This window comes from Leptolyngbya sp. BL0902 (genome assembly GCF_016403105.1).
Taxonomy (GTDB): domain Bacteria; phylum Cyanobacteriota; class Cyanobacteriia; order Phormidesmidales; family Phormidesmidaceae; genus Nodosilinea.
Genome location: NZ_CP046155.1, coordinates 1,432,758 through 1,454,560, shown reverse-complemented (window position 1 = coordinate 1,454,560; position 21,803 = coordinate 1,432,758). Strand labels below are relative to the sequence as shown.

Genomic DNA, 21,803 nt, shown 5'->3' with positions numbered 1-21,803 from the left:
CCACATCACCGCCGAGGGGGATGTGGCTTCATCAGCCCTAGCATTGGCCCCAACATTAGGCCGAATATGAAGCCGCCCAAGTGCGCCCAATAGGCCACACCAGAGGAGCCCAAGTTGACCTGATCCGTGAGGGTAGCGAGGCTAAAGAGAGCCTGCTGAGCAAACCAAATCCCCAAGAAGAAGATGGCGGGAATGCGAACGGTCGTAAACACCACAATCAGCGGCAGCAGGGTAAGAATCTGTGCCCTAGGAAAGCGCAACACGTAAGCCCCCATCACCCCGGCAATGGCTCCGCTGGCTCCCACGGTGGGCATTGTGGAGAGAGGGTCGAACACCCACTGGGTAAGTCCTGCCAAGACGCCGCAGCCTAGGTAAAAGATCAAGAATTTGAAATGACCAAGCTGATCCTCAATGTTGTTACCAAAAATCCAGAGATAGAGCAGGTTGCCCCCCAAGTGGAAAAAGCCACCGTGGAGAAACTGGGACGAGAGCAAGGTGATCCATTCACGCAGGGGAGCATCGAGGCGTCCGCGCAGGCTAGCCGTGAACTGGGCTGGCACGAGGCCCCAGTCATCATAAAATTGGCTGAGTTCCGGGGTCGATAGCCCAATCTGCGCCAAAAATATCGCGAGGTTGAGCCCCATAATGCCATAGACCACGAAGGGCGTACCTTGGGCCGGATTGTCGTCTCGGAGGGGAACCACAGTGGTCTTAAAGGTCATAGTCGTCTTAGTTTAGCGGCTCACCCCCTTGAGGAGGGTGAGCCAGAAGACAAAGCTCCCAGCGGGTTTTGCGGATATCGGGGCGGTGCGTCCCCTGCCTCCGGCGGCGGTTGCGCTGTTTCTGTCTCAATTTACTGCGAAGTGGTGTTTGGGGCTGGGGGATGGGCGCTATCATCGGCGTGTGACCGCCTAGATGGAAGCTTGTGTAATGACTGCCAACACCGTAGAACTCGATCTGTCGGCCCCTAGCCCCGATGATGCCACGGAAAGCACCTCCTACATTGAAACCATTGAGGCGGTGCTGACTAGCTTAGATCAGGGGGATGGCCCCCGCGTCCAAAAAAACGACCAAGGGCACCTGTGGACATTCCAATACGGCAGCGTTCGTGTCTATGTCCAACTCACGGGGGAAACAGCCTCCGATACCCTTACGGTTTGGTCTCCGGTGTTGACGCTGCCCGCCAAGGACGAACCCCGACTGATGAAAACCCTGCTCGAAAAAAACTGCTACGAAACCCTAGAGGCTCGCTTTGGCCTATCGGGTAATCAGGTATTGGTGATTTCCAGCCGAATCCTCCAGGACATTTCCGCTGCCGAAATCTCCCGGTTGATGACCATCGTTGCCACCATCGCCGATGACTCGGACGACGCCCTCCAGGCAGAATTTGGTCAAAGCTAAGCTACGGGCGAACGAGACCCAGGGGGGCTCAGTCAAGACCCAGGGGGATTTGGGGAGCAACCGCCGGGAGAGACGTCAGCGATATACTGGAAAAGTTGTTGCACCCCCTGGCGATGGTTTCTTCTCCAACGGATACCCCCCTAGCCTCCTCTGTCACTGAACTGGCCCCCAGCTACCGCATTCCCCTAGCCTTAGTAGGGCTGGCGATACCGCTGGCTGTGGTTAACCTGTGGCTGGGCGGTGTGGTCGGTCTCTTTGGCTTATTTTTAGGCATTCAGGCCCTCACCCTGCGGCTGCGGTTCACCGACACGGCCCTAGATATCTATCGCGGGGAAAAACAAATTCGCCAATTTCCCTACGCCGACTGGGAGCACTGGGAAATTTTTTGGCCCCCGGTACCCATTTTGTTTTACTTTCGGGAAGTGAAAAGCATTCACTTTTTGCCCATTATCTTTAGCCCCAGCCAACTGAAAGCTGCCCTAGAAACCCACTGTTCTCTCTAAAGCATGTCTATGACCCCCGACGAGTTTTCCCCAGCGACGTCATCCACCGAAGGTAGCCCCAGCGGCGAGGGCGGCAGCGCAGCTTCAGTGGACTTTTCGGGTCTGCGTTCGGAGGGGATCGGGTCGGCAGGATCGTCATCGGAGGGGTTGCGCTCGGAGGGCTTTCGGTCAGACTGGAGCAGCCGCATGGACAGCCTGAAGCAGCAGGAGGCCGATCTGAAGCGCAGCATTGCCGATCTGCAAGCCACCTACAACCGTCTGACCCAGGATCAGTTCAAGAAAATCCAAAGCGACCTCAGCCGCATGGTAGAGCAGGGCACCGCCGATCTAGAGCAGCGCAAACGCACCCTGCAACTGGAGATTGAAAAGCTGGAGCGTCGCCAGGAGCGCATTCAAGCAGAAATGCGGACGACCTTTGCCGGGGCTTCTCAAGATTTGGCGGTGCGGGTGCAGGGCTTTAAAGACTACCTCGTGGGCAGCTTGCAGGATTTGGCCACCGCCGCCGAACAGTTGGATATGGCCCCCGCCGCCGCCCCTCCGCGAGAACCAGAGGTGATTCAGGCTGGGGCTGGCCGTCGCCCTCGTCCTTCAGCACCGGATCAGCCACCTGGGGAGGCCCCCTCCTCCCTAGGCTTTGCCCCCACCGCCTTCCAAGACCAAACCGACCGAGTACGGAGCCTGCTGGATCAGTACCGGATGCGACCCGACTACTATGGCCCCGTGTGGCAACTGCGGCGCACCTTCGAGCCAATCCACGCTGAGCGGGTGTCGAACTGGTTTTTTGCCCAGGGCGGACGCGGTGCCGTAAAAAGCATGGGCAGCCGTTTGCAGAATGTGCTAGTGGCCTCGGCGGCGATTTCAATTTTGCACACCCTCTACGGCCCACGCCTGCGGACGCTGGTGCTCTCCAACAGCCCGGAGCGACTGGGGGAATGGCGGCGCGGCCTACAAGATTGCCTGGGCGTATCGCGGGCCGATTTTGGCACAGGCCAAGGGCTCATGCTGTTTGACGCCCCAGAACCCCTCGCCCAACGGGCCGACCGCATCCGGTCTGAAGGGGGCCTGCCCCTCATTGTGGTAGATGAAGCAGAATCGGTGATTAGCCTCGCCCTGCTTCAGTTTCCCCTGTGGCTAGCCTTTGCCCCCGACCCAGCTAACCCCATCCAGGAATACGACTATTTCTAACCTTGCGGCGGGTTCAACCAATCGTGTCGAGGTTAGGCTGGGGTGCTATTCAGAATTTTGTCGCGCCAGACTTGCTGGTACCGGATTTAGCGGTGCGGCTCTATGCCTTTCATCCGGGTTAGGCACTCATGGGTGAGTAACCACTGTTTGTGTTCAAGGCCACCGCCATATCCCGTTAACTTACCGCTGGCCCCAATCACACGATGACAGGGAACAATGATTGATACGGGATTGCGTCCATTGGCTAGACCCACCGCACGGGATGCCTTGGGTTGTCCGATATGTTGGGCCACCTCGCCGTAGGACATCGTTGTGCCGTAGGGAATAGTTTTGAGGGCGTCCCAAACCCGCTGCTGAAAGACCGTTCCTGGCATTTTCAACGGCAGGTCAAACTCCATCAAGGTACCCGAAAAATAGGCAGTCAGTTGTTGTTTGGCGGCGGGAAAGGGATCGACGGATGCATCTTCGACCCAATCGCCTTGAGCCATCCGGTCATGCTTTGCCGATGCCAAGTAAAGCCCAATCAAGGATTGCCCATCGGAGACGAGCCGTAGGACTTGAATGGGGCTTTCGTAGAACGTAAAAAAAGAAGGCGGATGCCCAATATCTCCATTGTCGGTGCATTGGGGCATCAGAGTAATCCTTAAAGATTAACCGCAATGGATGGGCTGCTAATGCACCCGACGACCAGATTTAAAGGAGCATCCATCAACGCTCTAATCACTAGAATCCGCTGCATCGTCCTTGGCTGAAGTCGATTTTCGGGTGGTGGATTTTTTCGTCGTTGAGGTTTTGGTGGTGGTGGCTTTGGTGGTGGTGGCTTTGGTGGTGCGTTTGGTGCCCGAAGCCTTACTCGCCGCCGCCGTTTTGGTGGTTCGGGCGGTTGTCCCGGTTTTGGTGCTCTTTTTCGTGGTGCCAGATTTGGTCGTGCCGGACTTGCTGGTACCGGATTTAGCGGTACTGCCTTTCTTGGCTTTGCCGCCCTTGGTTTTGGCCTTGGCAGCGATCCATTCCAGGGCTTGCTCCACGGTGATGCTCTCCAATTCCACCCCTTCGGGCACGGAGGCATTCACCTTGCCGTGCTTCACGTAGTGGCCGTAGGGGCCGTTGAACACGGCGATCAGTTCGCCATCGTCGGGGTGGTTGCCCAGTTCCTTCAGGGGGGTGGCTTTGCCCCGTCCGCGTCCGGTTTTGGGCTGGGCCAGCAGTTCCAGCGCCCGCTCTAGGGAAATCGTCAGCACGTCGTCATCGCCCTTGATGGAGCGATAGTCTTTGCCGTCCTTGCCTTGATCGTGGATGACGTAGGGGCCAAAGCGGCCTTGGCTAGCTTTGATGGGCTTGCCCGTTTCAGGATGTTCGCCCAGGAGGCGCGGCAACCGCAGCAGACCCACCGCCGATTCTAGGGTGATGTCCTCGGCCTTCATGCCCTTGGGTAGAGAGGCGCGTTTGGGTTTGGGGTTGTCGTCGGTGGCTTCACCGAGCTGCACGTAGGGGCCGTAGGGGCCGATGCGCAGGAAAATCGGTTCCCCGGTGTCGGGATGGAGGCCGACTTTATCAGGGCCTTCCACCTTTTGTTTAATGATGCGCTCGATCTGTTCCTCGTCCAAATCGGCGGGGGGCACATCGGCGGGGATGGAGGCCCGCACGGATTCTTCGCCGTCGCCAATTTCGATGTAGGGGCCATAGCGACCGATACGGACTTTGGCCTCTAGGTCATCGAGGACGACGGTACGGGCGGCGGTGGGGTCAATCTGGGTTTCGCGGGTGTGGACTTGGGTTTCTAGCCCCTTATCTCCGCTGTAAAACTCCTTCAGGTAAGGTAGCCAATCCACTCCACCCGTGGAAATATCGTCCAGGGTTTGCTCCATCCGGGCGGTGAAGTGAACGTCCACTAGGTCGGGGAAGTTTTGCTCTAGCAGGGCGGTGACGGCAAAGGCGGTGAAGGTGGGGATCAGGCTGTTGTTCACCAGGCGCACATAGCCCCGGTCGATGATGGTGCCGATGACGGTGGCGTAGGTACTGGGCCGACCGATGCCCTCGCTCTCTAAGACTTTGACCAGGGTGGCTTCGGTGTAGCGGGCGGGGGGCTGGGTTTCGTGGCCAATGGCCTCTAGGTCGGTGCAGCCCAGGGCATCCCCGGTGTTGAGGTTGGGCAGCAGCACCTCTTGGCCTTCGATGGCGGCATCGGGGTCGTCGGAACCTTCCACATAGGCCCGGAAGAAGCCGGGAAAATCAATCCGCTTGCCCGTGGCCCGGAAGATGGCGTCTTCCACTTCAATCGAGGCGGTGATGTTGGTTTGGCGAGCTTCGGCCATCTGGCTGGCGACGGTGCGCTTCCAGATCAGGTCGTATAGGGAGAGTTCCCGTCCACTTAAGCCCGTTTCGGCAGGCGTTCTAAAGGTGCTGCCAGCGGGGCGGATGGCTTCGTGGGCCTCCTGGGCACCCTTGGATTTGGTGGCGTACTGGCGCGGTTTGGGGCTGAGGTATTCCTTGCCGTACTTGGTTTCTACGCAGCTTCTCGCCGCTTCGATGGCCTGCTGAGACAGATGCACCGAGTCGGTACGCATGTAGGTGATGTAGCCCTGCTCATAGAGGTTTTGGGCTACGCGCATGGTGTCGCGGGCGGAGAGGCGCAGCTTGCGGTTGGCCTCCTGTTGCAGGGTGGAGGTGGTGAAGGGGGGCGAGGGCTTGCGGGTGTTGGGCCGTTCTTCCAGGTTGCTGACTGTCCACACGCCTTCCAGTAACCGGGCTTGCAGGTCACGGGCCTGGGCTTCGTCCAGCAGCACCACTTCTCGGCCAGCGATAATCTGTCCGGTAGATTCGTCGAAGTCGCTGCCGTTGGCAAGGCGAGTCCCCGCTAGGGAATAGAGCTTGGCCTCAAAGGCGCTTTTGTCTTTCAGAAGGCTGGCCTTCAAATCCCAGTAGGAACCCTTGCGGAAGGCGCGGCGCTGTTGTTCGCGGTTCACCACCACCTTCACCGCCACCGACTGCACCCGTCCGGCGGACAGTCCCCCAGCAATCTTTTTCCACAGCAGCGGCGACAGGGTGTAGCCCACCAGGCGGTCTAAAATGCGGCGGGTTTCCTGGGCATGGACGAGCTGATCGTCAATGGTGCGGCAGTTTTCTAGGGCCGACTGGATCGCCTCCTGGGTAATCTCGTGGAACACCATGCGCTTGGTGGGCACCTTGGGGTTCAACACCTGGAGCAGATGCCAGCTAATGCTTTCCCCCTCGCGGTCTTCGTCCGTGGCCAGTACCAGTTCGTCGGCGTCCTTCAGGGCATCCTTGAGCGTTTTGACCACCTTCTTCTTGTCGCTGGGAATGATGTACAGCGGCGCAAAATTATCGTCGGGGTTAACGCCCAACTGCGCCCACTTTTCCCCCTTCACCTCCGGCGGAATTTCACTGGCCGACCGGGGCAAATCGCGCACGTGCCCCATGGAAGCCTCCACCCGATAGCCCCGTGGCAGGTAGTTGCGAATGGTTTTGGCCTTGGTGGGCGACTCGACAATAACAAGGGTTGACATAGGGCTGATGGCGCGTGGATGGCAGTCGGAGGTCGGAGAGGGAGAGAGGAAAGTCTGAGGGCAAAGCCTGTAGAAAGACCATGACCCAGGTGTTAACCACTTTAATGCACAGCTTTAGGGGGCAAAGTTCCAAATCCCCAAAAAACTTAATGATTGCCGCGCAGGTCTAACGTCACCTTAGCTTATCCCCCGTATGGGCAAACACTGAGGTGCCCCCCAGGTGTCAGGGTCAAGGTGATGAACCAATGAGCATGGCCATGGGTGAGGGGCAAATCGGACGCTCCTGGGTAAAAAAGGTCGAATTTACGACCACTAATCAATCTAATCAATAATTCAGATAGGGTACCGTCGTCTAGGGGCCGTAAAATCCTGTTTGGCCCTGCCTACCGGGGCAGGATCGCGATAATATGCCAGTTGTAGGTTTGTAAACGTGTCATCGACAAGGGGAAGCGCCCATGGATTTTGCGAGCCTTGCGGCCCAGCTTAATGCTGGCACCATTTGGCCAGAGGGCATCATCGTCGCCACCATCCTGGTGATGCTGGTAGGAGATTTAATTCAGGGGCGTTCCTCCTCCGCCTGGACTCCCTATGCTGCCATGGGTGGCGGTTTGGGGGCCATTGCGGCCTTGGTCTTTCAGTGGGGCGCAGCGGATCCCATCGGCTTCCTGGGCGGCTTCAACGCCGATGACCTCAGTATTATTTTCCGGGGCATCATCGTTCTGTCAGCGGTGTTTACGGTGCCCATGTCTATTCGCTACGTGGAGCAGTCCGGCACCTCCCTAGCAGAATTTTTGGTCATCCTGTTCACCGCCACCCTGGGGGGGATGTTCCTCTCCGGGGCCAACGAACTGGTGATGATTTTTGTCTCGCTAGAAACCCTCAGTATCGCCTCCTACCTGCTGACGGGCTACATGAAGCGCGACCCCCGCTCCAACGAAGCGGCCCTGAAATATCTGCTGATTGGGGCGGCGAGCTCCGCGATTTTCCTCTACGGATCGTCCCTGCTCTACGGACTCTCCGGTGGCGAAACGCGGCTATCAGAAATTGCCAACACCATCGTCAACGTTGACGGCGAAGCACCCATCGGCCTGATTGTCGCCCTGGTGTTTGTGATTGCGGGGATCGCCTTCAAAATTGCCGCTGTGCCCTTCCACCAGTGGACGCCCGACGTGTACGAAGGCTCCCCCACTCCCGTGGTGGCCTTCCTCTCCGTGGGTTCCAAAACCGCTGGCTTCGCCCTCGCCATCCGCCTGTTGATTGAAGCCTTCCCCCTCGTCTCCGAACAGTGGCGCTTTGTCTTCACCGCCCTGGCCATCCTCAGCATGGTGCTGGGCAACGTGGTGGCCCTGGCCCAAACCAGCATGAAGCGCCTCCTGGCCTACTCCTCCATTGGCCAAGCGGGCTACCTGATGATCGCCCTCGTCGTTGGCACCGATGCGGGCTACGCCAGCCTGATCTACTACCTGCTGGTGTACCTGTTCATGAATCTGGGTGGCTTCACCTGCGTGATTTTGTTTGCCCTACGCACCGGAAGCGACCAAATCAGCGACTACAGCGGCCTCTACCAAAAAGATCCCCTGCTCACCCTGGGCCTCAGCATTTGCTTGCTGTCCCTCGGCGGCATTCCGCCCATGGCGGGCTTCTTCGGCAAAATCTACATCTTCTGGGCAGGCTGGCAAGCCGGAGCCTACGGCCTCGTGCTGGTCGGCCTCGTCACCAGCGTGATCTCCATCTACTACTACATCCGCGTCATCAAGATGATGGTGGTGAAGGAACCCCAGGAAATGTCCGACGTGGTGAACAACTACCCCGCCGTGCGCTGGGATCTGCCCGGTCTGCGGCCCATGCAAATTAGCCTGATTCTGGCCCTGGTCGCCACTTCCCTCGCCGGGATTTTGTCGAACCCCCTGTTCACCCTGGCTAACAATGCCGTGGTGCAGACGCCCATGCTGCAAACCCCCGTGGCCAGCACCAACCTGGTCAATACTGTGGCCCTGGGAGAGGGCCTGAACTAAATCGGCTCAACCCTAAATTCTGAATATCGACGACAGACCCAAACCCCGTTTCCTGGATTTGGGTCTGTTTTTTCAAGGATTTCACAGGCTACCCTAGAGCTAAAGGCCAACCTGAGGTGGCTCCTGTGACCCAGACCTCCCTATCCAAATCGCTCTATGATCAAGACTTTGCCCTTTGGCTAGAACAGGTGGCGAATCAGCTTCGGGTTGGAGATTTCAGCCACCTTGATATTGACAACTTGGTGGTGGAGCTAGACGCCTTGGGACGATCCCAGAAGCGCGAGATTAAGAGTCGGCTGGTGGTGCTGTTGGCCCATTTGCTCAAATGCCTCTACATCGACAGCGCCTACGATAATCGGGGTTGGGAAGTCACCCTTCGAGAACAGCGACGAGAACTGCGGTTATTGCTAGAGCAATCCCCCAGCTTGGTTCACTATGCTGCCGATGTCGTGGAGGACGCTTACACCATCGCCCTTTCTGAAGTACGGGAGGACTATGCTAAGGTGCCTTTCCCCGATCATTGGCCCTTCAGTTCAGCCTTGGACGATCTGCTAACTTGCCCCTTCTGGCAATAGTGCCTGACCTTCAAATTCAACTTTTTGGGCGAGTTCCTGTTCAATGGCGGCTAGCAGTTCCGATTGCCCCCAGTTTTGATACAGCTCGGCGGCAATGGCGCAGGCTCCGGCTCCCACCCCTTCTTTGACAAAGCCCTGTTCGTAGGCTCGGAGGGCGGCAAAGCGGGAGTCGGCAAAGGATAGCTCCGTTGCCAACAGACAGGCGTTGATGGCTTGGGCTAGACCTACGGTATCCCCGGTGGGGTCAGCGGCGACCCAGCGGGTGGTGCCGACGACGACGTTTTCGGGGTGCCAGGATAAGTGATCAACCTGGGCCAAGGCCGTCATCAGGGCATAGACAGCTAACATTTGGGTGCCTCCGGCCAGCATCACGGGTTGGGTGCGGCTAGCGGCGAGGGCCATTCCGGCGACCACAGGCTGCATGGGATCGCCTAGGGCGGCAACGACTTCTAGCGGGTGGGGTGAGGATTCCCCCCAGTGCTGGCGGGCTTGGGTCAGTCCTTGTTGCACGATGTCTCGTTTTTGGTCGTGGTTGCAGATGGGGTGGCTGCTGTTGACCCGATCCATGGCGTCGATGCCTAACCCTTGCAGCAGGGCAAGGGCCGTGGTTGTGCCGCCAACGACGCATTCCGCCAGCAGCAGGTAGCCCGTGGTGGGATCCGCCGCGAGGGTTTCGCCCCAGTGCAGCCCTGCCTGAAAGAGGTGCTTTACGGCATCGAGGGGCAGGGCTTGGCCTGTGGTGAGGCATTGGGCAGGTTGTCCCCCCAAATCGACATGGGCGACGGTGGGCGATTGGGGCAGTCCGGCATTGAACACCGTTAGGGGAATATCCTGTCCGGCCATCACCGCCCGCGAAATTAGGGCGGGAGAGGCTCCGGCTTGGAGGGGCGGCAGGGGAAAGGTGGGGTGCGGTTGGGGGCCGTTTACCATCCATTCGGCATCGGCGAGGGCGGTGGTGCGGCGATCTGCGGGGGTAGCCCCAGCGGCGGAAATGCCGGGAATCAGCCCCGTTTCGGTGAAGCCTAGCACCAGGGCCAGGGCCGGACGTTGCCCCCGCACCCGATGCAGCCAAGGGGTGGCCCGCTGGGGATCGCTGTAAACGGTAATCATTGATGTTGCTTACTGTGTTGGTGTAGCTTAATCCGTAAGGAGATCTTGGACCCAGACGGGTGGTTCGGGAATTTTGGCCCCCAGCCGTTCTAACAGCAGCCAAGCGGCGAGGTGGACGGTGAACAGATAGACCACATTGCTCAGCAGCACCATCACCAGGGCGAGAATTTGGATGGCTTCTACGTTGGCCTGTCCTAACACGCCGATGTCTAGGATGCCAAAATTCACCAGCTTCTCTAGCCCCCAGTTCAGCATTTGGGTGACTTGGGTGGTGAGGTAAATCCAGAGGTCTTCGCCAATCAGCACCGACATCAGCCACAGGCGAAAGAAAAAGCCCAGACTGCCAATGAGGGATCCGGCGGCAACGGAGATGTACCAGTTGGCCCCGCGCACCCAGGTAAAGCCCAGTTGTACTCCCATGAGGGCGTAGGGAATCAAAAACAGCAGGCTACGCGGTGGCCCCATCAGCACCGACAGCAATAGACCTGAGACTAGGGCCGACATCCAGGCCGCCCTTGGCCCCCAGCGTAGGTAGACCAGGGCCATCGGCAACGGGAACAAAATCCGCAGGATGGGGCCGGGGGGAAAGTAGGTGTTTACCAGCCAGATCAGGGCGGCGGTGCTGGCCAAAAAGGCGGTTTCCACCATCACCAGGGGGCCAGCCTTGCGGCGATGGTCGGCGATGGGCGGACGCCAGGATCCGGTGTTGCTGGCGGCGGAGCGGTAGTCCAAATAGGTATCGAGGTCGTCGAAATTGGCCTCGGTCTCTGGGGATGGGCCAGGGGATGACGCGGACGATGGGCGGCTAGAGCCAGCGGAATCGGGCACAGAAGAACTCATGGATACCTAGACGAGCAGTTTTTCTAGGGCGTTGATATCTGGAATGACCACGAGGTCTCTATCCCGAACAATGAGCCCTTTTTTTTCTAGCTTACTCAGCACACGGGTGACTGTCTCGCGGGCAAGGCCGCTCAGGCTGCTGAGTTCGCGGTGGGGCAGGTTGGGAATTTCGATGCCGCTGCTGCCGCTTTTGCCCTGGCCATCGGCCAAAAACAGCAGAATATCGGCCACCCGTGAGGTACTGTCCGACTCTCGCAGCCGCAGCCGCCGATTGACCTGCCGCAGCCGTCGGGCCATCAGTTGGGCGAGGTGAATCCCGGCTAGGGGCTGGGTGTTGAGCAGATGAACGAAGTCGCTGGCGGGCATACTGCCGATGACCGTGGGCACCAGGGTAATCACATCGGTGGAGCGGGGCACTTCTTCGAGGGGGGCCATCTCGCCAAAAAGCTCACCCCGGCCCAAGATATTCAGCGTTACCTCTTTGCCGTCCAGGTTGTAGGTGCGGATTTTTACCCAGCCGTCCAGGATAAAATAGACGGAGCTGCCCCAGTCATTTTCCAGCAAAATTACCTGATTGGCCGGATGGCGGCGGGAAACCACATGGCTGACAGCTTGGGCCACGGCTTCTTCTGGCAAATCCTTGAAGATCAGGGCTGAACGCACCAACTGGAGATCATCCTTGGAATCCCGATGGCCGTAGCGAGCATCCATTGACGACTCCAACGCTAAACATATCGCCCTAATGGCCGAATTATTCCCGTACCAGGGAATTCAGTATACCATTCCACACTCCGATGGGCCTGGGAGATTAGCCGACACCGAACTTAATGTATCGGCTGGAAAGGTGATTTTTCAGACCGACTAGCATACACTTTGGCAATAATTGGGGAAGTAGGGTACAAGGACGTGACTGTGCAGCGGCAACAACTAGAAGCCTTAATCGCCGAGATTGATGCAACCCTGGGGGAGGCAGCACCCAAACTTCCCTGGGTGATGTCGAGCGCCACCCAGCAGCAACGACAGCTTTTGGCCAAGGCCCGAGCTTGTCTAGCGGAGATGCAGGCGGATCCGCAGGCGATCCCGAGTCTGTCGCCAACAGCGGGGCCGTCCGAGGATGCGACTAGCCAGTCTGCAAGCCAGGTGCTCAATGCCCTGCTTCAGGAAATGCAGTATCTGCGGGGGCAAACCCTGCAAATTTTGACGCCCCTGCAAAATGAGGTCTCGGCCCTGCGCCAGCAGCGAGAAACCCTCCTGCGGGAGGTGCAGCAGCTTCAGCAACAGCGCCTCGAAGCCGCCCAGGGCAACCCCCGCCTGTCCCCAGGGCTGTGGGAAGACACCCTGGGAGAACTGACGCGGCACCTCGATGCCCACCTAGCGGGGCAGGTAGAGCAAGCGGTGCGCCGCCTCGAAACCTCGGTGGCGAATAACTATCTGCTGAATCCATCAGCCCCCGACGATGCCCTTACGGCTGGCCTAGGGGAACTATCCCCGGCCCAGCGGCTGGCCTATCTCCAGCAAATTCAGGCCCAAACCGACGATCTAATTCGCAACCTGGATCTATCCCTGCGGGCGGTGTTCGATGCGCTCCAACAGAGCGTCTATAGCTACCAAGACTCGCTCAACCAGGGCCTCAACAAAATGCACAGCCTGGGCCAGCAGGGCGAAATGATGTTTAGCGCCTTGGTCAACCACGTTGCCCAGCGGATGAACCAGGAAGCCCTCGCCTACCTAGAAGCGCCAGGCCGTCTACCACCGGAACTACCCGTGGCCGAGGATGAGCGATTGATCTCAGCATTCGCTGACACGGATGAACGTTTTGAGGATGAGGATGACTTTGACCTTGAGGAGCTGGATCTCGACATCGACTTTGATGACGATGAAGTAACCCTGCTGCAAATCGATCAGGAAATTTCTCAGTTGCGGCTAGAAGGGGACGAGGCCGAGGCCGCTGAGGTTTTAGCCCCAGAAGTGGATCCACCCCGCGAACCCCTGCAAATTTTAGACCAGCTCGACGTTGCGGCCCCGGATCCCACCGCTTCGGTTTCTCTGCCCCCCACCCAATCGGCGGCGGCAGATACCGTTTTGGAAGACGCCGCTGAGGACATTGACGATCTCTACCAAACGCTCTTTGGCGATAGTGCCGTGCGCCCCCCCCAGGCCAGAGCCGCCGCCGAAGCCGCCGAAACCCTTGCCGATCTCATCGACACCCCGCCCCCGTCTGACCTCCAGGACTGGGGCGGGCTGGTCGAAGCTTCCCCCGACGATGACGCATTGGGGGAAGCTGAGGCTATCGCGGTTGCCCCCCCCGACGATGGCCTAGCCCAACTGGTGGAGGGCAGCGGTAACGCCCTGCCGGGGTCAACGCCCAGCCCCGCCCCCGACCTCGATACCATCACAACGCTAGATGAGCTGCTGCCCGATGGGTCAGGGGCTTCCACAGAGCTCGATGCCCTCGATATTTTGCTCAACCCTAGTCAACAAATCCAGGCCCCTGAGGACGAGGATTTGCTGGCCGAGGTTGAGCCTCCCCAGGCAGATTACTTCGATCTGGCCCTAGATGCTGAGGTGGTTAGCGCCCTCTCCGAAGATTTGGTGCGGTTGGAAACCATCTCGCCCCCGCCCCCCGCCGAGGCGGAGACCGCCCATCCAGTGGCCCCCGCCCTAGGGGAGACCGAGGAAGAGGTGGTGGATTGGTCAAGCCGGGTAGAGCAGTGGCGGCAGCAAGTCGCTCACGATCAGGCCATTGCTGCGTCTCCCCGCCAGGAGGAGGACTTGGCCGACACCACCGAGACACTCTTTGGCGATACCGGGGGCAACCGCCTAGGGAACAGCCTCGGCGACGGGTGGGAGAACGCTCCCGGAGATGCCTCCGAACCTCCGTCAGAAACCCTGGATTTATTTGGGGATCTGCCGCCCTCGGAACCAGTAGAGCCAACGTTAGCAGAACCGCCCTTGGTGCCGGAGGGGCCAGAATTCGCCCTTGACGATTTTGCTAGAACACTGGCCTCAGACCTCGACCTCGAAGAGCCCAATGCGGCTTTTCCTCCCGACCAAGCCCCAACCCCTTCCCCCGACCTTCTAACTGCCCCCGGCCCCACCTCTGAGGATGTGTTTGGCGATTTCGGCGTCAGCAGCGACCTTGGTATCCCATCTACGGATTGGGGTGATAGCAGCCGTTTTGGCGACGCCAGCAACTTCGGGAATACCGAGGATTTTGGCACCCTTGACTTTGCCTCAGACGTCTCTCCCGCAGACGACCTGTTTGGCGACCTAGGGCCAAGGCTCGCGCCGGATCCACCTCGTCCGCCGGAGCGGCCATCCGTCGATCCGGGGCTGAATACGGCAGATAGCCTGTCCCTCATCCTGTCAGACCTAGACTTGAGCCTGGGGCCTGTAGAGTCTCCGCCCACTGATGCGGGCCTGACCCTCGAGGCCCTAGGGGAATTTGCAGCGGATTCGGATCCTTCGGCTTCGAGGGTGGATGCGGGAGAAGGTAGCCTTGATCTATTTGGCGAAGGCCCCTCAAATCCACCGTCCACGGCACCAGAAGAGACCGCAGCGGATCCGTTTTTGTCCTTAGACAGTCTGCTGGTCGATTTGCGATTGGATCCTCAGTTTCCGCTGGCTGAACCCGAAACCGACTCGGTGACAGCGGAGGATGTCTTTGGGGAAGACGCCTTTGGAGGAAACGCCGCTGAGACAGCCCCCCAGCCCCCGATACAACCGACTGTGGATGTGCCTGATCTGGCCCTAAGCCTGGGCGGAGATAGCTTGGATAGCCTTGATTGGGGGGATTCGCCCGCTGCGGCCCGACCTTCTCCAACCGACCTCGACTGGGCTGGGGAGGCTATGGCTCCTAATCCTACGCTGTCAGAGCTTGAGGTTGGCCCTCGACTGGAAGACTTTGGCACGTCAGGTCCCACCCTGGAGGACTTTGGCGCAGCCAGTCCCACCCTGGAGGACTTTGGCGCGTCAGGCCCCACCCTAGAAGACTTTGGCACTGCCAGTCCCACCCTGGAGGACTTTGGTGCAGCTAGTCCCACCCTAGAGGACTTTGGCGCGTCAGGCCCTACCCTAGAAGACTTTGGCACCGCTGACTTGCCTGCCCGCGAAGGCCCCCAAGCAGCGGACTTTTCCCTCACCCTCAATGACCTAGACCTGAGCCTCGATCCTAGCGACGCCCTCAGCCCTGAGATGGAAGCACCCCCAGATGAGGCGACCAACGACGGGATTGCTGGCCTAGCGCCAACCTCGTTCGGCATCGGAACGGCCCCAATCACTCCCTGGAGCCTAGAGGACATTGGCGTTAACCAGGATGCTGGGGCGTCTGCCGAGTCCCCTCAGCCCTTATCGCCACAGGCTCCCCTGCCTGGGCCTGTCGCCAGCGAGGACAGCGATTGGCAACGAGAAATGAGCCTGGACAGCATCCTGGGATCCCTCGATCAAACTCGCCTTGCCAACCTGACGGAGGAGATCGCCCAGTCTAGGGTAGTTTCTGGTGAGGCAGAGAATCGCGTTGCTCCCGCCCCATCCCCACAGGTCAGCCCTGGGGATGCGGGTTTGCCTGGGGAAACACCGGAACCCGCCTTGCCCGAAACCGCCCTGGCAGAAGCAGACGTGGCCGACCTAGAGGCGTTGCTGGCAGAGCCCCCACCGCCTCCGGCCACGGTGGAGCCGCCGCTTCCGGCCTCGCCAGAGCCGCAGTCCCTATGGTTTTTGGGGCTAGACGTTGGCACCACGGGGCTGTCAGCCGTACTGATGGAACGCCACAGCGGCCAGGTGCATCCCCTCTACTGGGTGGACAACAACATTTCGGGGGCCACCGCCGATAAGTTTTTCCGTCTGCCCACCCTCAGCCTAGTGCGGCTAGCTACCAGCGGCGATTACCAGGTTCAGTCCGTCGGTTCTTCGGCCCTCACCGTAACTTGGGGCGACGGAGACCCCGAAGACAACACGGTATTAATCAAAAACCTCAAGCCGTTTTTGCGCCTGGGTATTCCCCTCGGCGAGGGTGCCGTATCGCAGCCTCAGATTCAATGGGCCGAGACTACTCAGCTACCGCTCAAGGCCTTCCAGGACAGCTTGCAGGGATTATTGGCCACGCTGCCCCAGGCTCTTCGGGGCGAGGCTCCCTTTACCCTGGGGGCCGTGGGGCTGAAAGCTCCGGCCATTGCCCAAGCCCTCGATCACCTGGCCGGGGTGGTGGTCAGCTATCCGGCCAACTGGCCCGATACCTATACCTTTAACCTGCGGGAAGCGGTGCTGGGGGCGGGGCTAGTTCACCGGGCAGATGATGTGTACTTCATTGAGGACGCTATTGCAGCGGTGCTCTCAGGATTACCTGACCCGGAGACACCCCTACCCCAGGGCCAAAGCCAGCCCATTCAGCAGCAAACCCTCTACGCCTGTCAGTGGACGGGGGGCACCGTGGTAATTGCGGCGGGGGCCACCGTCACCGAAGTGGGTCTCGTTAATATCCCAGAACCCCTGACGGCCCTCAATTATGAGGCTTTTTCCCTCCATTCCCTTACCTATGCGGGGGATGCCATCGACCTCGATATTGTGTGCCAACTCCTGCACCCGGCAGATCGGCGGCAGCAGCGTCCAGCCGCGATGGGAGGATCGACCGGGGGCCACGACTGGGGCTGGCAGGCGGAGATGCCGGAATTGGAAAATGCTCACTGGGTGGATCTGCGTTTGGATGAACTGGATTTACCCCGACCGGGCGAACCTGATCTGGCCCGTCGGCAGCGGCTTTGGCAGCGGCTAGAGTCTTCGGCCCTGGGCCAAAGTGTTTTGGATGCGGCCCGCCACCTCAAGATCATCCTTCAGCACCAGGCCCAGTTTGAGCTGGATCTGGCGGATCAACACTGGGTAGTGCGGAGTAAGGATCTCGAAGATCGCATCATCCTGCCCTACATCCAGCGCATCAACGGCCACCTCAACCGCCTGCTGAGCGAGGTGGGAATGGCCAGTCAGGCCGTCCACCAGGTGGTGTGTACCGGGGGGAGTGCGTCGCTGCCCAAAATGGCCCGCTGGCTGCGCCAGAAATTTCCCAACGCCACCATCGTCCAAGACACCTACCACAGTGACCGCCCCCCCAGTTGCAGCCGGGTTGCCTATGGGCTGGTGAATCTTGCCCGCTATCCCCAGGTGCTTGACCTGCACCGCCATCAGTACAGCGATATGTTTCTGCTGATGGAACTGCTGCGTACCTGTGCCGATCAGCCTCTGCCCCTCAGCGGCATCCTCCATCTCCTCCAGGAGCAGGGCCTCAACGTAGCGGCCTGCGAAGCCCACCTGATGGCCCTCCTAGAGGGACGCTTACCTCCAGGGCTAATTCCCATCGCGACCCCCAGCCCCCTGCTGATTCCGAGCCCCAACCCGGCTCTCCAGGCCCTGGGGACAACGCCGCTGTTCAGCCGCCCCAACCCCCAGGTGTATGTGCCGAACCCCCAGCAAAGTCAGGGGCTTCGGGCCTATCTGCAAAGCCTGTTGACCGACAAACAACAAAGCCTAACCGATCCACTCCTAGTCAAGCTCACCGCCCTGACGGTGTGAGGCCGGGGCGAGGGGGCTATGGCTTGCTTCCCAATGGACTATTAGGGCTGGGCCGCTGAGCTGATTCCGAACTGAGGTTAGGGCAGGGAACGCTAGCGATTCGCCAGGCTCTCTTTTAAGATAGTGGCTATGGCAGAGCAAACTCACTACCAAATTCTGGAAGTCCACGAAACGGCAACCCAGGCCGAAATCAAGCGGGCCTATCGCCGTTTGGCTAAGCAGTTTCACCCTGATCGCCAAACGGAAGCCGCCTCCCACGACCACATTGCCCGCATCAACAACGCCTACGAGGTGATCGGCGATCCGGCCCGTCGGGTGCGGTACGACCAAGAGCGTCAGGGCGTGGCCGTTGCTAATCCAGAGGTGGCGGCCCAGCAGCGCACCCGCCGCACCGCCGATATGCAAGCTGCCTACCGCCGTCACCGACAGGCTAGCCAATCCTCCGAGGCCCGCGAAGATGCTTGGCTGAAGCTCGTCTACGGCCCGGTGGATCGGCTCACAGGGAAGATTATCTCCCCCCTCAAAGCCGAGGTGCGTCAACTCTCCGCCGACCCCTTTGACGACGACTTGATGGCAGCCTTTCAAGCCTACCTAGAACAGTGCAACACCTGGCTAGAGCAGGCCAAAACCAAGTTTCAATCCATGGCCAACCCTGCCAGCGCAGCCGGGGTTGCCGCTGACCTCTACCATTGCCTGGGCCAGATCGAAGACGGCCTAGAGGAAATCGAGCGCTTTACCTACAGCTACGAACCGTCCTACCTACACACCGGACAGGAACTCTTTCGCATGGCCCGACAACTGCGCCAAGACGCCAAGGATCGGGTCAAGCGCCTAGGATGACGGCCTCAGAAGCCATCGCCAGCAGACTAGAGGCCGAGCACATCGGTCAGGATACACACGCAGGAACACAGGGGAGATCGCCATGAATCGCAAAAATTGGATCCAGCAAAGCGTTAATACCGTGATGGGTGTTCGCGAAACGGCCACCGACCCCAAAATTGCTACCGATTTGGCCAGCCCCCGCTGGGACATCGCCGCTACCCTCACCTACCTAGGGGCCACCCTGACCCAGGTGGCGGTGATGACGGGGCTCTTGTGGGGGATGGATAGGATCCTAGACTGGCCCCTAGGGGACGCCTTGCCAGATTGGGCAATGACCGCCATTCCCTGGGCTTTTTTTGCCTTTATCACCCTGCGTTCCCGGCTGTTCTCTTGGCTCGACAACACGCGCAACAGCGGTCGTTATCGGTCGCTGCAACGACCGGGTTGGGCACCGCCCCCCTTAGCCTTCCCGATTGTTTGGATGAGCATTGCCGTGCTGCGGATTACCTCGGCTTACTGGGTGTGGTCGGCCCTGGGGCAAACGTTCCTGTGCTGGCCCCTGGTGATCTACATGATTCACCTCAGCTTGGGCGACACCTGGAACACGATTTTCACGGTGGAGGGTCGCCTGGGGGCGGCGGTGCCCGTGGTGCTGGCGGGGCCGCTGCTGTCGGTTGTGGTGCTGACAGCGAGCTACTTTCAGGTGCTGCCCTTGGCAGGGTGGGTCATTTTTCCGTCCTTGGTGTGGCTGGTGGTGGCTACAGCCCTGTGCATTAGCCTCTGGCGCTTAAATGGTCAGGAGCCGCTCTATCCGGTGGTGGCCGCTAACCCGTAGGAACAGGCCCCCAGCCTCAGCCGCCCCCCGGAGAGGCGAAGTCATCTAAAAATGCTGGAATCCTTGGTCGAAGGACAATTCGATACCGTCGCCAGAGCCCGCCGATGAGACAGAATCGGGCGAGGAAGACACTCCCTGGAGGCGAATCGCGGGCTGGGCCGTCGTGCGTCCGATCACCGTTGCCGAGCCGCCCAGGTCACGGCTGAGGGCTTGGGCAATGGATGCTGGCAAACAAAGCACCAGCTCAAAGTCTTCGCCGCCGTAGAGGCACCATTGGCGGGCTTGGTCGAGCCCCACCCAGTCGACCAAGGCGGGATCGAGGGGGAGTTGATGGGCATCAAGGATAGCTCCAACGCCGCTGGCTTGGCACAGGTGCAACACCGCGTTGGCAAGGCCATCACTGGAATCCATGGCAGCGATGGGCATCCGCTCGGCACCATCCTGAATCAGGGATCGCAGGTGAGCAACCACCTCTAGCCTAGGCTGGGGTCGCTGGTGAGCCTGAATCCATCGTTGACGCACCGCGTCGCTTGGGGACTGGCGTTGATCGGGAGCCAACAGCAGTTCTAGCCCCGCCCGCGAAAGGCCGTGGTAGCCCGTGGCTAGGAGCACCTGTCCAGGCTGGGCCGTGTGGCGGTAAAACGCTTCACCCGCCTCCACCGCACCCAGGGCAGTAATGGCGAGGCTGAGGGTGTTCGACCGACACAGATCGCCGCCAATAATCTGCCCGCCCCAGGTATCGAGGCAGGCGGCCATACCTTGATACACCCCCTCGACCCAGGCCACCGGGGTGGAACTGGGTAGGCTCAGGGCCACCGTAATGCCCTGGGGCTGGGCTCCCATGGCGGCGAGGTCGGACAAATTAGCGGCGATGGCCCGCCAGCCCACGTCCTCTGGGGCAGTGGTTTGATCGCTAAAGTGGACGCCATCCACCAGCATGTCCGTTGTCACCACCAGTTGATGACCGGGGGGAAGATTCATCACCGCCGCGTCGTCTCCCACTAGGTCGGTGGGGCAGTAGCGAAAGAGACGCTGAAGCAGCCCTAGTTCGCCAACGTGCCCCACAGTGGAGCCCACGGTTGGGATATCGGCCATGGCTTAGGTGGGTTGGATGAGGTTTTCGGCTCCGGCTACCACACGGGCGGATTGAATGCGGTCGCCCTGCCCCAACTGTTCTAGGACTTCTTTGTTGTCTACCACATAGCCGAAGACCGAGTAGCGGCCATCCAGCAAATTCAGGCCAGCGGGGGTCATTTCCGGCTCAAACAGGAAGAAGAAGAACTGGGAAGATCCGCCGTTGGGATCGTCTCCGGGGCGGGCCATGCCCAGGGTGCCAAAGGCGGAAAAGGGCAAGACGGGATCATCCAAATAGCGGCCCAGATCTTCCAACGTGGTGCCGTAGACGGGGGCATCGTCGCCCTTCACCAAAATTTCTAGGGGCACGGCACGGTAAGCCTTGGTTTTGGGATCGATAAAGCCATCCTCTGGCCCCGCCGGATCACCCGTTTGCAGCACGTAGTTTTCTTCGGCACGGATAAATTCCATGCCGTCGTAGAAGCCTCGCTGCACCAGGTCTACAAAGTTACCAGCGGTGACGGGGGCGCTATAGCCATCCACCACGGCCTGCATCGTGCCCTTGTTGGTGACAAATTCTATTGTGGCCCGTCCCTTCAGTTGGGGCAGGTTGCTATAGGCTTCGGGCACCTCGAAGGGGAAGGCTGTTACCATCAGCTCTTCAATACGGCCCACATTGTCGAGCATGGCGGAACGGGTCATCCACACCGCTTCTCGATCCTTCAGATCAATGGCCTCATGCATGGGCAGGAGCTGAGCCTGGAGATCGTCCAAATAGCTAACTGCCGCCGCCCGCTTGCCGTCGGGAATCGCCGCCAAAATCGTTTCCCGATCTCGGCCCAGCAGCCGCTCTACCTTCGCCACATCCTTCGCCACAGGCCCCCAGCGCTTACTTCGCAGCCATTCTGACAGCCCCTCTAGGGTGCTCTGAATGTCGCGAATCGCCTTGTTTTCAATGGGTAGGGAATTTCGCAGCAGCGCTCGCCCTTCGGTGATGGCATTGCCGGGGGGCAGGTAGGCCACGGTCATCGTTGCGTCTAGGGTTCCACCCAGACTGAGGGCCTGGGCCTGACTCGGCTGCCCCACCCCCACGCCCATCATCACCAACAGCACCCCAAGGGCGGAGAGGAGGGTGCGGGAACCGTGCTGCCACCAAGGGCGGCTGATCGTCATGCCTTTGGCCATGTTTCTTAACTTGCCTGCTAAACCAAACAACTGCGTGGGCGAGGTCGCCCTTACAATCTTGTCACACTGTTGGATCTTGGCCAAAAAACGGAGGTGGGCGAATTCGCCCTGGCCATAGCCCCTAGGGCCAAAAGCCTGTTTCTAGCGGCCATAGCTAGGCTATCGAGATT

General features: G+C 59.8%; 17 protein-coding genes. 9 read left to right on the top strand and 8 right to left on the bottom strand.

Features of this window, described 5'->3' with window-relative positions:
* Nucleotides 1-5: 5 nt before the first annotated feature.
* Complete coding sequence (locus GFS31_RS06580; protein WP_263974912.1) at nt 6-722, bottom strand: rhomboid family intramembrane serine protease; 717 nt, start codon at nt 720-722, stop codon at nt 6-8.
* Nucleotides 723-759: 37 nt separating this feature from the next.
* Between GFS31_RS06580 and GFS31_RS06575 the strand changes: the two genes are divergently transcribed.
* The 4 genes from GFS31_RS06575 to GFS31_RS06560 all read left to right on the top strand — a co-directional run bounded on the left by GFS31_RS06575 (nt 760) and on the right by GFS31_RS06560 (nt 3,089).
* Nucleotides 760-915 carry a hypothetical protein gene (locus GFS31_RS06575; RefSeq protein ID WP_198807419.1) on the top strand — a complete coding sequence of 52 codons (156 nt, stop codon included), beginning with the start codon at nt 760-762 and terminating at the stop codon, nt 913-915.
* A gap of 15 nt (nt 916-930) precedes the next feature.
* Nucleotides 931-1,401 (top strand): YbjN domain-containing protein, encoded by a 471-nt coding sequence (locus GFS31_RS06570; RefSeq protein WP_198807418.1) that lies wholly within the window; start codon nt 931-933, stop codon nt 1,399-1,401.
* 113 nt (nt 1,402-1,514) lie between these two features.
* Nucleotides 1,515-1,904, top strand: coding sequence for a DUF3119 family protein (locus GFS31_RS06565; protein WP_198807417.1), 390 nt, complete (start codon nt 1,515-1,517; stop codon nt 1,902-1,904).
* Between the two features lie 9 nt (nt 1,905-1,913).
* Nucleotides 1,914-3,089, top strand: a complete 1,176-nt coding sequence (locus tag GFS31_RS06560) for a DUF3086 domain-containing protein (RefSeq protein WP_225907592.1) — start codon at nt 1,914-1,916, stop codon at nt 3,087-3,089.
* 86 nt (nt 3,090-3,175) lie between these two features.
* Here the strand turns inward: GFS31_RS06560 and GFS31_RS06555 are convergent, their stop codons facing one another.
* Both GFS31_RS06555 and topA read right to left on the bottom strand, forming a co-directional pair.
* Complete coding sequence (locus tag GFS31_RS06555; protein ID WP_198807416.1) at nt 3,176-3,721, bottom strand: methylated-DNA--[protein]-cysteine S-methyltransferase; 546 nt, start codon at nt 3,719-3,721, stop codon at nt 3,176-3,178.
* A gap of 84 nt (nt 3,722-3,805) precedes the next feature.
* Entirely contained in the window at nt 3,806-6,616 is a 2,811-nt protein-coding gene (gene topA, locus GFS31_RS06550) for a type I DNA topoisomerase (RefSeq protein ID WP_198807415.1), read from the bottom strand.
* Nucleotides 6,617-7,071: 455 nt separating this feature from the next.
* On the opposite strand from topA, the gene GFS31_RS06545 reads away from it, so the two are divergent.
* Both GFS31_RS06545 and GFS31_RS06540 read left to right on the top strand, forming a co-directional pair.
* Nucleotides 7,072-8,631, top strand: coding sequence for an NAD(P)H-quinone oxidoreductase subunit N (locus GFS31_RS06545; RefSeq protein ID WP_198807414.1), 1,560 nt, complete (start codon nt 7,072-7,074; stop codon nt 8,629-8,631).
* A 125-nt stretch (nt 8,632-8,756) separates the two neighbouring features.
* Complete coding sequence (locus GFS31_RS06540; RefSeq protein WP_198807413.1) at nt 8,757-9,206, top strand: DUF29 domain-containing protein; 450 nt, start codon at nt 8,757-8,759, stop codon at nt 9,204-9,206.
* Here GFS31_RS06540 and cobT read toward each other — a convergent pair.
* From cobT to GFS31_RS06525, 3 genes are read right to left on the bottom strand one after another with little or no spacing between them, the layout of a single operon-like run.
* Nucleotides 9,183-10,316, bottom strand: a complete 1,134-nt coding sequence (gene cobT / locus GFS31_RS06535; protein ID WP_198807412.1) for a nicotinate mononucleotide-dependent phosphoribosyltransferase CobT — start codon at nt 10,314-10,316, stop codon at nt 9,183-9,185. The genes GFS31_RS06540 and cobT overlap by 24 nt on opposite strands.
* A gap of 27 nt (nt 10,317-10,343) precedes the next feature.
* Nucleotides 10,344-11,156, bottom strand: a complete 813-nt coding sequence (locus GFS31_RS06530; RefSeq protein ID WP_263974911.1) for a DUF2232 domain-containing protein — start codon at nt 11,154-11,156, stop codon at nt 10,344-10,346.
* 6 nt (nt 11,157-11,162) lie between these two features.
* Complete coding sequence (locus GFS31_RS06525) at nt 11,163-11,867, bottom strand: Crp/Fnr family transcriptional regulator (RefSeq protein WP_198807411.1); 705 nt, start codon at nt 11,865-11,867, stop codon at nt 11,163-11,165.
* Nucleotides 11,868-12,068: 201 nt separating this feature from the next.
* Here GFS31_RS06525 and GFS31_RS06520 point away from each other — a divergent pair, with 201 nt between their 5' ends.
* The 3 genes from GFS31_RS06520 (at nt 12,069) to GFS31_RS06510 (ending at nt 19,374) form a co-directional block, all read left to right on the top strand.
* A complete protein-coding gene (locus tag GFS31_RS06520; RefSeq protein ID WP_198807410.1) occupies nt 12,069-17,717 on the top strand; it encodes a hypothetical protein in 5,649 nt (1,882 codons plus the stop codon).
* A gap of 129 nt (nt 17,718-17,846) precedes the next feature.
* Complete coding sequence (locus GFS31_RS06515; RefSeq protein WP_198807409.1) at nt 17,847-18,557, top strand: DnaJ domain-containing protein; 711 nt, start codon at nt 17,847-17,849, stop codon at nt 18,555-18,557.
* An 82-nt stretch (nt 18,558-18,639) separates the two neighbouring features.
* Entirely contained in the window at nt 18,640-19,374 is a 735-nt protein-coding gene (locus GFS31_RS06510; protein WP_198807408.1) for a TspO/MBR family protein, read from the top strand.
* Nucleotides 19,375-19,419: 45 nt separating this feature from the next.
* Here the strand turns inward: GFS31_RS06510 and thiL are convergent, their stop codons facing one another.
* Nucleotides 19,420-20,469 carry a thiamine-phosphate kinase gene (gene thiL / locus GFS31_RS06505; protein WP_198807407.1) on the bottom strand — a complete coding sequence of 350 codons (1,050 nt, stop codon included), beginning with the start codon at nt 20,467-20,469 and terminating at the stop codon, nt 19,420-19,422.
* A gap of 3 nt (nt 20,470-20,472) precedes the next feature.
* Complete coding sequence (locus GFS31_RS06500; RefSeq protein ID WP_225907591.1) at nt 20,473-21,621, bottom strand: peptidylprolyl isomerase; 1,149 nt, start codon at nt 21,619-21,621, stop codon at nt 20,473-20,475.
* Nucleotides 21,622-21,803: the final 182 nt, after the last annotated feature.